We start from the raw sequence: 12886 nt of genomic DNA on the forward strand, positions 1-12886 counted from the left end.
TCAAGGAGACTCCCGCTGACTACCCTCGAGCGCTGACCCGACCACCCGGCCGATTTATCCAATGGAAAACTACTGAGATGCTCAAGTCAACAGCTCGCGACAGATTGCTCGCGCGATTGATGAGCTCCTTCGGCGAGGAGCTGCCGCCCCGGAGCACGTCCCTGCGCGAGATCGCGGCGCGGGCCGGGACGAGTCACGCGTTGCTGCGCTACCACTTCGGATCGCACGAGGGCGTGCTGGCGGCGATGCTCGTGGCCCAGCGCGCGCAGGACAACGACACCCTGACCAGGGAGTCCGCCACCGCCGGTTTCGCGGAGCTCGTCGAGAGGGTCTGGGAGCTCTACACGGATCCGGGGCGGATCGCGCGGGTGCGGGGTTTCTTCCTCGTGGCCGGGATCGCGGCTCAGGAGCCGGAGGCGTTCGAGGACTTCACCGCGTCCCTGGACGACCTGGGGTCGCTGCTGACGGAGGTGGCGCGGCGTGATGGCGCTTCCGAGCAGGAGGCGGCTCTGCGCGTCACGGTCACGATCGCCGCGCTCCGGGGGCTGCTGCTGCAGCAGGTGCTGACCCCCGGCTTCCACGCAGAACCCGCGCTCCGGCTCGTCCTGCAGCTCGGTTCCCCGCCCTCTCAGCACCTCACCCAGTAGTTCGGCGCGGTCTGCTTGAGGGTGCTGGTGGTGAAGGTGTTCCACAGACCGAGCGCCTGGTTGGAGCCCAGCGCGTAGGTCTGGCCGAGGTTGGCGTAAGCCCGTCCGGCGACGGTGTGGGCGTAGTTGCTGGCGGTCACGCACGCAGGAGGCGGCGTGGTCGTGGTCGTCGTGGTGGTCGTCGTCGTGGTCGTGGTCGTGGGGCCACCGTTGCTCAGCGCCTTCACCATGTTCACCACGGCGGCCATCTGCGGGCCGGTCTTGAGCGCGTACTGCGGCGCCTGGTAGCCCCACCAGTCCCAGCAGCCGCGCGGGTTTCCGGTCATCGTGGTGGCCTGCGGGTAGAGCACGATCATGTTGTTGGTGTCGGCGTACTCGTTGAGGTAGGCCTTGTCCATCAACGCGTTGCCGACCAGGCCGAAGTACTGGTAGCACCCGTGCAACGTCACCATCAGCTTGCACGGCCCGGTCTCGCACACCCTGGGCACGTACGCGAAACCCTCGCGTCCCATGCTGATCGACGTCGCGTTGCCGCCGGGCGCGTAGGTGTTCTGGTCGAACTGGACGAGCTTGCCGGACAACGTGGAGGCGGCCGGGTTCACCTGACCGAACAGGTGTCCCAGCATCTCGCGCACCGGGTCGGCCGTACCGCACTTGTTGACGTACGGCGACGACGTGGCTCCGCAGGCGTTTGGGCCGATCGGGCTGACCCACGCGTGCCCGGCGGCACTGCTGTTGTTGTAGACGACCCTGGCGCCGAAGTCGCGGTAGTAGGTGGCGAGGTCGTCGTTGACCACGCGGTCGACCGTGTCGTCGGCGGTGCCGTGGAAGAGCCACACCGGGTCACCGGACAGGTTCGCCGGCGGGTCGACGGTGCCCGCCGCCGCACGCGTGCGGGTCAGCTGTTCCAGTTCGGCGGGGGTCTTGCGGGCCTGGATCGTGTCCATGCACGCGAGCAGGGCGGTGTTCAGGTTGTTCTGCGCGCAGTCGTAGGCGCCGGCGGAGAAGATGCCCGCGCCCTGGAACAGGCCCGAGTACGCGACGTGGAGCTGGTTCGCCATGAAGCCACCGGACGACAACCCGCTGACGTAGGTGCCGGTGACGTTGTACTTGGTGAGCGGGCCAGACTGCGGTGGCGGGACCGCCGCCAGCGAGATCGACAGGGAAGCCGCGGCCAGGCCACTGGCCGCCGCGAGCGCCAGGAGCACGTTCCTCAATCGCATGTGTTCGCCTCCGTCATTGCAGGCAGGACGTGCGATCAACGGTAAAAGCCGGTAAATGGCCCGCACCACGTGTGACGCCGCCATCTCGTGCGGTGACCAGACGTCGGACGGCACCATTGACACCATGCGGACGTTCAGCCAGGTCGACGTTTTCACCGACGAGTTCATGAAGGGCAACGCGCTCGCGGTCGTGCACGACGCGGAAGGCCTCACCACGGAGCAGATGGCGGCGTTCGCGAACTGGACGAACCTCGCCGAGACGACATTCCTCCTCCCGCCGTCCGACCCCGCCGCCGACTACCGGGTGCGGATCTTCACGGTCAGCCGCGAGCTTCCGTTCGCGGGCCACCCGACGCTCGGGTCCGCCCACGCGTGGCTGACCGCCGGAGGCACCCCGCGCGACCCGGACCGGCTGGCCCAGGAGTGCGGCGCCGGACTGGTGGAGGTGCGCCGGGACGGCTCGCGGCTCGCGTTCGCCGCCCCTCCCCTGCTGCGCGGTGGCCCGGTCGGGAACCCGGAGGCCCTGGCGGCGGCGCTGGGGATCGCGCCGGACGAGATCGTGGGCACGCAGTGGGCCGACAACGGACCGGGCTGGGCGGCGGTGCTGCTGCGTTCCGCCGAGGCCGTGCTGGCCCTGCGGCCCGACTACCAGCGGTTCGGCGAGTTCACCGGAATCGGTGCGGTCGGGCCGCACCCGGAAGGCGGTGACGCCGCCTTCGAGGTGCGCGCCTTCGTGTTCGAGGGCAGCCGGTACGAGGAGGACCCCGTGACGGGCAGCCTCAACGCCGCGATCGCCCAGTGGCTGATCCCCGCCGGAATCGCCCGGGAGCAGTACGTCGCGGCCCAGGGCACCGCGCTCGGCAGACGAGGGCGAATCCACCTCTCCCAGGCGGACGGGGAGATCTGGGTCGGCGGGAGCACAGTGGCGGGCATCACCGGATGGGTGACCCTCTGATCGTCCTCTGAGGAGCGCGTACCCACTGCTCACGGGGTTCAAACGTTGTTCTTGATCGGGTTCGGATGACACACTTCGAACGTGGTCACGGTATCCAGCTGGTTGCGTTCCCCGTGCCCCGCGCTGGTCGTCGACGCCGTCGGTGCGGTGCACGGCATGAACGACGCGGCCAAAACGCTCTTCCCCGAACAAGCCTTGCCGCCGGAATGGCGGCACGGCGAGTCCGTGCACGTCGCAGACCGCAGCTACGCAGCCCACCGGGTCGACAACGAGGACGGCTCCGTCACGTGGTGGCTGCTCGACGAGACGGACCTGCTGCTCGAGCGGGAACGGGCCGGGCTGCTGGCCCAGATGTCGAGCGCCCTGATGACGTCGCTCAACCCCGAGCGGTGCATGAACGTCGTGGCCGAACTGGCCGCCGCGCACCTCGCCGACGAGGTCCTGGTCATCGCGCCGCCCTCCGGTGACGGGCACCCCATGACCCGCTGCCGCCGCGGTGAGGCGCCGACCTACGAACGGCAGCACGTCGACGTCGAAGAGGTCATCGGCCTGAGCGAGGCGCTGCGCGGGTTCCCGCCGGTGCCGTCGCGGTGGATCGACCCGGCCGCGGCGCCCGAGTGGCTCGCCGCCGGCGTGGTGTCGATCGTCGTGACGCCCCTGCCCGGCCACGGCGTGCCGGCCGGAGCGTTGATCCTCATGCGGCGCGACGAGCAGTTCACCGAGGACGAGGAGGCCTTCGCGCGGCTGTTCGCGTCCCGTGCGGGCGTGGCCATCTCGGCGGCGAGCCTGTTCACCCAGCAGGCCGTGATCACCGACCGGCTGACCCGCGACCTGCTGCCGCCCGTCCTGCGCCGCTACGAGCACGTCGAGCTGGCCGGGCGCTACCGCGCGTCCGGCGACACCGAACGCGTCGGCGGCGACTTCTACGACGTGCACGAGCTGCCGGACGACCAGCTGTTCGTCGTGCTCGGCGACGTCTGCGGCAAGGGCCTCGACGCGGCGGCGCAGACCGGCAAGGTCCGCACGGCCGTGCACGCGCTCCTGCAGGTCGTGACCGACCACGAGAAGATGCTGCACGCCCTCAACCAGGCGCTGCTCACGACGGACGAGTCGCGCTTCATCACCACGGTCGTCGGCACCGTCCGTCCCGTGGACGAAGGCCTGCACGTGCGGCTGACCTCGGGCGGGCACCTGCCTCCGTTGATCATCCGGGCCAACGGCGAGGTCGAGGTGGCCAGGACGAAGGGCACGCTCGTCGGCATCCTGCCCCGGATCAAGACCGCGACCGACGAGGTCGTGCTGGCTCCCGGCGACTCGTGCCTGCTCTACACCGACGGCATCACCGAGGCCAACGGCGGCCCGCTGGGCGACGAGGAGTTCGGCGAGGAACGCCTGCACCGCGCCCTGGCGGCCTGCGGCGGCATGCCGGCCGAGGCGCTGGTCGAACACGTGCACATGCTCGCCTCGCAGTGGGTCGGCGGCGGCGAGCACGACGACATGGCCGTGCTCGCGATCGCCGCCCCGCGGAGGAGGCCTTCGTGAACCCGGTCGCGGACGTGGTCGACGCCCTGTGGGCCGCCGCGCTCGACGGCGACGAGCACCGCGCGACCGACGTGGTGCTCGGCGCCGCCCGCGAGCACGGCCACGAGACCGTGCTGCTCGACGTGGTCGGCGCGGTCCAGAAGCGGGTCGGCGGGGAGTGGGCCGCGAACCGGATCAGCGTGGCGCAGGAGCACGCGATCACCGCGATCAACGACCGCGCGGTCACCGCGTTGTCGCTCGACCGGCCCCGGCGCAAGGCCGAGCACGGACGCGTGACGGTGGCGTGCGTGGACGGCGAGTGGCACGCGCTGCCCGCGCGGTTGCTGGCGGAGGTGCTGGCGCTGCGCGGTTTCGCCGTCGACTACCTGGGCGCGCAGGTGCCCACCCCGCACCTCATCACGTACCTGCACCGCACCGGCCCGGACGTGGTGGCGCTGTCGAGCTCGATCGCCACCCGGCTGCCGGCGGCGCACTCCACGATGACGGCGTGCCAGGCGACGGGCGTGCCCGTGATGGTCGGCGGCGCCGCGTTCGGCCCGGACGGCGTGTACGCGCGGCGGTTCGGCGCGAACGCGTGGGCCGCCGACGCCCGGTCCGCCGCGGACATGCTGCTGTCGCAGACGCTGCCCGCGCCGAGCCCGCCCCACCAGCCGGTCGACGACCTGCCGCACCTCGCCGACCAGGAGTACACCCTGGTGACGCGCAGCGCCCGCGACCTCGTGCGGTCGGTGTACCGCGGTCTCGAGGACCGGGTGCCCGCCATGGACTCCTACAGCGACGAGCAGCGGCACCACACGGCCGAGGACCTGGCGCACATCGTCGAGTACCTCGCGACCGCGCTGTACGTGGACGACGACTCGTTGTTCCGGGACTTCCTCTCCTGGACCGGTGACGTGCTCAACGCCCGCGGGGTGCCGGCACAGGTGCTGGAGCCCACCCTGGACCTCCTCTCGGCGCAACTCCGCGACTTCCCGCGCGCGCAGCGGATGCTCGCCCGGCCGCGTCTAGGTGTCCAGACCGTGAACTAGGGCTTGCATCGAACTCCGTCTTCGCGACAGCCGGGACCTCGATTCAGAACTTGATCCCAAGTGGACGGACGCAGAGTGTGCCTTCCACGCACGGGGTGTGCTCGCCCGATCGCGGTTCGTGTTAGTGAAACCCTTTATTCCCAACGGCCTTGTGCCACATAGATTTGAAATGTTTTCATCTCGCTCATGGAGATGGGCACGGCCACACCGATCGCGGCCTACGTCGTCGCGGTTCTCGGTTCCACTTTGGGCCTCCTGGCCGCGGAGCGGGCACGGAACGCGAACAGGACGACACGGAACTGGTGGATCGCCGTCGCCGCCGTGTCGATCGGCGGCCTCGGGATCTGGGGCATGCACTTCACCGCGATGCTCGGCACGTGGATGGGGTCGAACGTCTCCTACGACATCCCGATCACGTTGCTGAGCATGGTCGTCGCGATCGTGGTCGTCGCGATCGGACTGTTCATCGTCCGGCGCTACGGCGTCAACGGGGACACGCGCTTCCGGCTGCTCGCCGCGGGCGGGGTCGTCACGGGCCTCGGCGTGGCCGCGATGCACTACACCGGCATGTCCGCGATCGTGATCAACGCCGACGTCAGCTACAACCTCGCCATCGTGGCGCTCTCGGTCGTGATCGCCGTGGTCGCCTCGACCGTCGCGCTGTGGTTCACGCGCAAGGTCACCGGCCCCCTCGCGGTCGGCGGCGCCGCGCTCGTGATGGGCGTCGCCGTCACCGGCATGCACTACACGGGCATGTACGCCATGACGATGGCGCACGACCACAGTGCGTCCATTGTGGTCGGAAACTCGCAGGAGCTGATCACGTCGTTGATCATCGGCGGCGCCGGCGTCAGCGTGGTCATCATCTTCCTGCTCGCCCTCACCTCGTCCGACGAGGAGACCCGCGAGGAGAGCGAGCTGCTCGACCGCGTCATGCGGCGCACCAGCCAGCGCTGAGCCCTACCGCAGGTGCACGAGCACCATCCCGTCGTTGCCGGGAGCGACTTCCACGCGCCGGTAGAGCTTCTTCACGTGCGGCTGCTTCAACATCGCGAGCACCCGGCTCCTGAGCGTGCCCGACCCCTTGCCCGTGATGATCTCCACGAGCGGCACCCGCTGCCCGGCCGCGCGGAACAGCGTGGCGCGGACGGCCTGCGCGATGTCCTGGTCGCTGCGGAAGATCGGGTGCAGGTCGACGGTCAGCTTGTCCGGCACGCGCCCATTCTGCCCGGCGCCAGCAGGGGCGTCACCACGAGTCCCGCCAGCGCGCCGCCCGCGGTGACGACACAGGCGACCACGACGGCGACGCGCAACGACACCGTTTGCGCGAGCAGCGGCCCGGCGAGGGCGCCGATCAACGTCGCCAACGCCTCCGCCGACAGGAACACCGCGCCGATCCGCCCGAGCGCCTCGTTCGGAACCTCCCGCTGCAGCACCGTTTGCGGCGTCACGAGCGTCATCGAACCGAACACACCGATCGCCACGCCGGCGGGCAACGCGACGACCAACGACGTAGAACTGAAGAGCACGAAGAACGCCACGGCGGCCGCCGACTGGCTCGCCGCGAGCAGGTACCGCGGCTGCACCCGGTCGACCAGCCGGCGGATCAGCACCGCCCCCAGCAGGAACCCGGCGCCGAGTGCCGACACCACGAGCCCGATCTGCTCGCTGCCACCGAGCCGCTCGATCCCGAACGGCACGAGCAACGCGCTGAGCGAGGCGTTGGCCGCCAGGAACACCGCGGTCAACGGCAGCAGCACCACCGCGATCGGCAGGCCCCGCAACACCCTCCACCCGTCGGCGAGGTCGGCCCGCTCGCCCTTCACCACCCCGCCGCGACGGGTCGTCAGCGCGATCGCGGCCGCCGAGACGAGGTAGCTGGCGACGTCGATCCAGATGAGCGCCTGGAACCCGGCGAACGTCAGAACGGCCGCCCCGAGCGGTGGCGCGACGAGGCGGACCGTGCCGTCGGTGAACGCGTTCAGCGAGTTCGCGCTGCTCAGAGCACTGCCCGTGCCGACGACGACCGGCAGGTGCGCCTGCGCGGCCGGGCGGAACAACACGGCGCCGGTGCTCTCCGCGACCAGCGCCGCGTAGACCAGCCACAGCGAGTGCTCCGCCGTGGCGAACACCATCAACGCGACGGCGGTGGCGCGGAACAGGTCCGCGGCGACCATCACGCGCCGGCGGTCCCAGCGGTCGGTCAGCACGCCCGCGATCGGGCCCAGCAGCAGCGGTGGCAGGCACTCGGCCACGAGCGTGAGGCCGGTCGCGAGCAACGAACCCGTGAGCGCGTGGACGTGGGCCGGGATGGCGATCACCAGCAGCCAGGAGCCCAGCAGGCTCACCGTCCGGCCGGTCCAGAGCAGCCTGAAATCACGGATCTTGAACGCTTCGAACACCGCTACCCCCAGGTAGTCGTTCGTCAGGACGCCTGCCGCCGTCAGACGGCTGATCAGCGCTCACATCCTGCCTGCGCAGGCGAACACGACCCGTGGCGGTTGCTCGACGCGGTGCTGCTCATCGCGGGGCACCCGAGTCACTGACTGCTGATGCTCGCGACCAGGTTGATCGTTGTCGCCAGCACCCCGGTGCCGAACAGGTACGACAGCAGGGCGTGCTTCAAGGCCGTCCGGCGCATCTCACGCCCCGACAGACTCGTGTCGGACACCTGGAACGTCATCCCGATGCTGAACGCCACGTACGCGAAGTCGCCGTAGTCGGGCGGCTCGGGCTGGTTGAAGTCGATCCCGCCGTCCGCCCCGTAGTAGTACAACCGGGCGTACCGCAGCGTGAAGATCGTGTGCACGACCGCCCACGACAGCACCACGGACAACACACCGAGCCCGACGCGCAGCAGTTCGGACCCTCCGGTGGTGTGCGCGGCACGGGCCAGCACGAACCCCACGGACACCAGGCTCGCCAAGGCGGCCACGATCAGCACGACCTCGGCGACGCGGCGGGTGGGGTCGTTGCGCACGGCGTGCCGGGCGGTCTCCTCGGCGTCCATCGGCCAGATGACCAGCCACGCCCGCACGAGGTACACGAGCGTGGCGACGTCCCAGCCGACCAGCAGGCCGAACTCGCCGTGGCCGGTCAGCGCGACGGCGAGGCCGCTGACGAGGCCCGCGGCGAGCGCGGCGACGACCTTGGTGCGGTCCAGCACGAAGCCGTCGGGCAACGGGCGGGACGGCAGGTCAGGCATCCAGCGCCGCGTCCACGTCCAGGTACAGCTCGAGCGTCTCGGTCAGGGTGGTGGCCTTCAGGGCCCGCAGCACGCTGCCCCTGGGCGACACGAGCCGGAACGGCGTGCCGCGCTCCTCGCCGCGCAGGTGGAACTCCACGAGCACGGAGAGACCGGCGGACGCGAAGAACTCGACGCCGCTCACGTCCAGCACGATGGGAAGACCCTCGCCGAACGCCTCGGAGAGCTCGTCGCGCAGCAGCTCCGCCGTGTACGAGTCGACCTCCCCCTCAGCGCGGAGCACGACGGCGGTGTCGCGCTTGTCCGTCTCGACCTTCAGCAGCTGCTCTTCCATCTCACGCCTCCCAGGCCTGCGCCAGCGCTCGCTCGAACAACTCGGTGGGCTGGGCGCCGGACACGGCCAGCCGTCCGGCGAGCACCACGAACGGCACGCCGGACACACCGATGTCGCGGGCGCGCTGCTCGTCGGCGCGCACCTCGGCCGCGTACGCGGCCGGGTCTTCGAGGACGGACTTCACGTCGGCGGCGTCGAGCCCCGCCTCGGTGGTGATCTCGGACAACGACTCGGGCGTGAACAGCGACCGCGCCTGCCCGAAGTTGGCCTGCAACACCGCGTCGAGGACCTGGTGCTGAACGCCCTTCTCCCCCGCCAGGTGCAGCAGCCGGTGCACGTCGAACGTGTTGCCGACCTCGCGGTCCAGGCGGTACTCGAGGCCCTCGTCGCGCGCGAGCCCGGCGACGGACTCTTCCATCTCGGCGGCGCGGGGGCCGAACTTGGCGGCAAGCATGTCCTGCACGGACTCGACGCCTGTTCTCGTGGGATCCAGCTCGAACGCGCGGTGCACCACGGTGATCTCGGCGCGGTGCTCGAACCCGGCGAGCGCCTTGTCGAAGCGCACCTTGCCGATGTAGCACCACGGGCAGATGACGTCAGCCCAGAACTCGACCTGCATCCTTCGATCATGTCATGCCTCCTGGCGGACGTCCGATCTAAAACGATAATCGTTGTCATGTACGCTTCACGACCATGGCAGCACGGGTCGTATTGGTAGCCGGGTTCACCCACCACGACGTGGCCGACGAGCTCTGGCGGGCGTCACCGGAGTCGTCGCTGGTCAGACACGATCTGAGCAGCCTGGCCGACGGGGTGGTGCGGCGCTGGGCGGACGGCCGGCTCACGGTGCTGGAGCTCGCGCACGGCTGTGTGTCGTGCACGTTGCGGCTCGACCTGATCCCGTTGCTGGAGGGGCTGGATGGGCGCGTGATCGTGCAACTGGACCCGATGCTCGAACCGGAGGCCGTGTGCTTCGCGCTGAGCGAGACGGCGGTGGAGGTCGAGGCCGTCGTCACGGTCGTCGACAGCGCCACCTGGCTCGACGACGCCACGGGCACCGACTCGCTCGCCGACCGGGGCATGCGCGCGGCCGAGGGTGACGAGCGGACCGTCGCCCAGGTCGTGGTCGGGCAGGCGGAGTTCGCTGACGCGCTGGTGCTGACGGGCCCGGCCGGCCCGGTGCTCACCGCCGTGCTGGACCGCCTCTCCCCCGGCGCGCCCCGTCAGCGGCTGGACGCGCTGGACGTCGTCGCCCTGCTCGCGGCGATCCCGGACACCTCGCGGCGCGGCCTGATCGACGACGGTTTCGGGTCGTTGCTGTTCGGGCGGCCGTCGCTGGAGCCGGCGCACGGCGTGTCCGTCGTCCACTTCACCGACCGGCGCCCGTTCCACCCCATGCGCCTGCACGACTGCATCGACGTGCTGCTCGACGGCGTGGTGCGGGTGCGCGGCCGGGTGTGGGTGGCGAGCCAGCCCGACGCGGCGCTGTGGCTCGAGTCCGCGGGCGGCGGGCTGCGCGTGGGCAACCTCGGGCCGTGGGAGGGCGACCGCGACCAGGAGGTCGTGGTGATCACGACGTCCGCCGACGCGGCGGAGATCAGCGCGGCCCTGCGCTCGGCCCTGGTCACCGACGAGGAGCTGGGGCTGATCACCGAGCTCGACTTCGCCGATCCGTTCGCCGACTGGCACGAGGAGATGGAACTCTGATGCGCACCCCCGTGACCGTGCTGTCCGGCTTCCTCGGCGCCGGCAAGACGACACTGCTCAACCACGTGCTCGCCAACCGCTCCGGCCGCCGGGTGGCGGTGGTCGTGAACGACATGAGCGAGGTCAACATCGACGCGGCCCTGGTCGACCGCTCCACCGAACGCCTCGTCGAGCTCACCAACGGCTGCATCTGCTGCACGTTGCGGGAGGACCTGCTCGACAGCGTCGGCGAACTGGCGCGCTCGGGCCGGTTCGACACGATCCTGGTCGAGTCGACGGGCATCTCCGAGCCGATGCCGGTGGCCGCGACGTTCGACTGGACGTTCTCCGACGGCACGAGCCTGTCCGACCTCGCGCGGCTCGACACGATGGTGACCGTGGTGGACGCGGCGGGCTTCCTGCGCGAACTGACCACCGGCGACCGCCTGCACGCACGGGACCTGGAGGCCGCCGAGGGCGACGAGCGCTCGATCTCGGACCTGCTCGTGGACCAGGTGGAGTTCGCGACCGTGCTCGTGGTGAACAAGACCGACCTCGTCACCGCCCCGGAACTCGCGGCCCTCGACGCCCTGCTGCGACGACTCAACCCGTCCGCCCGTCTGCTGCACGCGCGCCGGGGGGTCGTGGAGCTGTCGGACGTGCTCGACACCGGCCGCTACGACCCCGTCGCCGCCTCGCAGTCGCCGGGCTGGGCCCAGGAGCTGGCCGGCGGGCACACCCCGGAGACCGAGGAGTACGGCATCCGGTCCGTCACCTACCGCGCGTCACGGCCGTTCCACCCGGCCCGGCTCGCGGAGGCGTTGAGCGACTGGGAGGGCGTGTTGCGCAGCAAGGGTTTCTGCCACATCGCCTCCCGGCCGGACGTGCTGGCCGTGTGGTCGCAGGCGGGCCCGAACCTGGTCATCGAACCCGGTCAGCTGCTCGACGAGCCTCTCGGCCGCCAGGAACTGGTGTTCATCGGGGTGGACCTCGACGTGACGGAGCCCGCGCGGCGCCTGGATCCCGCGCTGCTCACCGACTACGAGCTCGCGGCGGGGCCGGGCACCTGGCGGACGTTCGCGGACCCGTTGCCGGAGTGGGACCTGACCGACCTGCACGACCACCCGATCACCCCCAGCGTGACCAGCGCCAGCGCGGGGTAGATCCAGCCGAGCACCGCGAGCGGCCACGGCCTCGGGATCTCCCAGATGGACGGCTGCAGGTCGATGAGGACCGTGATGACGTCCGAGCAGACCGCGACCACCCACACCCCGGCGAGCACCAGGTTGCGCCGCGAGTGGACGAGCCACAACACCAGCGGGATCACCCACAGCCAGTGGTGGCTCCACGAGATCGGCGAGACCAGCAACCCGAAGAACTGCACGGTGACCACGGCGGCCGGCGCGTCCCCGGCACGCACCGCCGCCCGCAACGCGAACCACGTCAGCCCCGCGGACACCGCCACCGCGAGCAGCCACGGCCAGGACATCTCGACGTCGTACCCGAGCGACCGCGACAACGCGCCGCGCAACGACTGGTTGATCACCGACCCCACCGGCCCGACCCGGTCCGCCGCGCCGAGCAGCTCGAACCAGTAGCGCCACGAGTCCCCCGCCGACACGAGGAATCCCAGCGCCACGGTGACCGCGAAGCCCGCGATCGACCACAGCGCGGCCTTCCACCTGCCGGTGACGAGGAAGTACAGCCCGGAGATCGCCGGCGTCAGCTTCGTCCCGGCGGCGACGCCGACACCGAGGCCCGCCACCACCTGCCGGACCGCGAGCATCGCCGCGAACACCCCGGCGACCAGGACGAGGTTGATCTGCCCGAAGTCGAGCGTCTTGCGCACGGGTTCGAACCACAGCGCGATCGCCGTCCACAGCAGAGCACGGCGCTCGTCGTACCGCACGTCCCCCGCCAGCGCCTTCAGCGCCGTGCGCACCAGCCACCACAGGCAGACCAGCGACAACACCTGCCAGACGACCCGCGCGGCGGTCCACGGCAACGCCGACAGCGGCAGGAACACCGCAGCCGCGAACGGCGGGTAGGTGAACGGCAGCGGGAAGTCCGCCGTGAACGGCATGTCGATCGAGTAGAGCTCGTCGGTCAGCACGTTCGGGGCGAGGCTCCAGTACACCTTCAGGTCGATCATGCCCCAGTTCGCCGTCGCGGCGTAGGCGGCGAGCGACAGGCACAACACCAGAGGCGCGAACCTCAGGACGCGCTGTTCGATCACCGGTTCCTCCTGCGACTGCGGTTCTGGCCG

Annotated in this window: 13 protein-coding genes and 1 pseudogene; 7 read left to right on the forward strand and 7 right to left on the reverse strand. The window is 70.5% G+C overall.

The genetic code is table 11. The annotated features are described in order from the left end of the window. The first annotated feature begins 119 nt into the window (after nucleotides 1-119). Nucleotides 120-647: a TetR/AcrR family transcriptional regulator gene (locus IE307_RS09740; RefSeq protein WP_229904559.1), complete on the forward strand. Its 528-nt coding sequence runs from the start codon at nucleotides 120-122 to the stop codon at nucleotides 645-647. Here the strand turns inward: IE307_RS09740 and IE307_RS09745 are convergent. Further along, entirely contained in the window at nucleotides 629-1870 is a 1242-nt protein-coding gene (locus IE307_RS09745; protein ID WP_191297511.1) for an extracellular catalytic domain type 2 short-chain-length polyhydroxyalkanoate depolymerase, read from the reverse strand. The genes IE307_RS09740 and IE307_RS09745 overlap by 19 nt on opposite strands. 55 nt (nucleotides 1871-1925) lie before the next feature. Here IE307_RS09745 and IE307_RS09750 point away from each other — a divergent pair, with 55 nt between their 5' ends. The 4 genes from IE307_RS09750 to IE307_RS09765 all read left to right on the forward strand — a co-directional run bounded on the left by IE307_RS09750 (nucleotide 1926) and on the right by IE307_RS09765 (nucleotide 6352). Beyond that, a complete protein-coding gene (locus IE307_RS09750; protein ID WP_308436343.1) occupies nucleotides 1926-2825 on the forward strand; it encodes a PhzF family phenazine biosynthesis protein in 900 nt (299 codons plus the stop codon). Between the two features lie 81 nt (nucleotides 2826-2906). Further along, nucleotides 2907-4367 (forward strand): PP2C family protein-serine/threonine phosphatase, encoded by a 1461-nt coding sequence (locus IE307_RS09755; RefSeq protein ID WP_229904560.1) that lies wholly within the window; start codon nucleotides 2907-2909, stop codon nucleotides 4365-4367. Then, nucleotides 4364-5395: a cobalamin B12-binding domain-containing protein gene (locus tag IE307_RS09760; protein WP_191297512.1), complete on the forward strand. Its 1032-nt coding sequence runs from the start codon at nucleotides 4364-4366 to the stop codon at nucleotides 5393-5395. Before IE307_RS09755 ends, IE307_RS09760 begins: the two co-directional genes overlap by 4 nt. A 186-nt stretch (nucleotides 5396-5581) precedes the next feature. Next, on the forward strand, nucleotides 5582-6352 hold the full coding sequence (locus tag IE307_RS09765) for an MHYT domain-containing protein (protein ID WP_191297513.1): 771 nt from the start codon (nucleotides 5582-5584) through the stop codon (nucleotides 6350-6352). Between the two features lie 3 nt (nucleotides 6353-6355). On the opposite strand, the gene IE307_RS09770 is transcribed toward IE307_RS09765, so the two are convergent. From IE307_RS09770 to IE307_RS09790, 5 genes are all read right to left on the reverse strand, one after another. Next, entirely contained in the window at nucleotides 6356-6610 is a 255-nt protein-coding gene (locus IE307_RS09770) for a Smr/MutS family protein (RefSeq protein WP_191297514.1), read from the reverse strand. After that, nucleotides 6595-7797 carry an MFS transporter gene (locus IE307_RS09775; RefSeq protein WP_191297515.1) on the reverse strand — a complete coding sequence of 401 codons (1203 nt, stop codon included), beginning with the start codon at nucleotides 7795-7797 and terminating at the stop codon, nucleotides 6595-6597. The genes IE307_RS09770 and IE307_RS09775 overlap by 16 nt, the downstream gene beginning before the upstream one ends. 137 nt (nucleotides 7798-7934) lie before the next feature. Continuing rightward, nucleotides 7935-8600, reverse strand: coding sequence for a DUF1345 domain-containing protein (locus IE307_RS09780; protein ID WP_191297516.1), 666 nt, complete (start codon nucleotides 8598-8600; stop codon nucleotides 7935-7937). After that, a complete protein-coding gene (locus IE307_RS09785; protein WP_191297517.1) occupies nucleotides 8593-8934 on the reverse strand; it encodes an STAS domain-containing protein in 342 nt (113 codons plus the stop codon). Before IE307_RS09785 ends, IE307_RS09780 begins: the two co-directional genes overlap by 8 nt. A gap of 1 nt (nucleotide 8935) precedes the next feature. Then, on the reverse strand, nucleotides 8936-9553 hold the full coding sequence (locus IE307_RS09790) for a DsbA family oxidoreductase (RefSeq protein WP_191297518.1): 618 nt from the start codon (nucleotides 9551-9553) through the stop codon (nucleotides 8936-8938). Nucleotides 9554-9627: 74 nt separating this feature from the next. Between IE307_RS09790 and IE307_RS09795 the strand changes: the two genes are divergently transcribed. Together IE307_RS09795 and IE307_RS09800 are read left to right on the forward strand one after the other, a co-directional pair. After that, on the forward strand, nucleotides 9628-10641 hold the full coding sequence (locus tag IE307_RS09795) for a GTP-binding protein (protein ID WP_191297519.1): 1014 nt from the start codon (nucleotides 9628-9630) through the stop codon (nucleotides 10639-10641). Beyond that, on the forward strand, nucleotides 10641-11783 hold the full coding sequence (locus IE307_RS09800) for a GTP-binding protein (protein WP_308436344.1): 1143 nt from the start codon (nucleotides 10641-10643) through the stop codon (nucleotides 11781-11783). Before IE307_RS09795 ends, IE307_RS09800 begins: the two co-directional genes overlap by 1 nt. Here the strand turns inward: IE307_RS09800 and IE307_RS09805 are convergent. After that, a pseudogene (locus tag IE307_RS09805) lies at nucleotides 11777-12856 on the reverse strand (glycosyltransferase 87 family protein); the annotation flags it as partial. The gene IE307_RS09800 and the pseudogene IE307_RS09805 overlap by 7 nt on opposite strands. Nucleotides 12857-12886 lie beyond the last annotated feature (30 nt).

Origin of the sequence: Lentzea cavernae (assembly GCF_014653695.1) — a bacterium.
GTDB classification, from domain to species: Bacteria; Actinomycetota; Actinomycetes; order Mycobacteriales; family Pseudonocardiaceae; genus Lentzea; species Lentzea cavernae.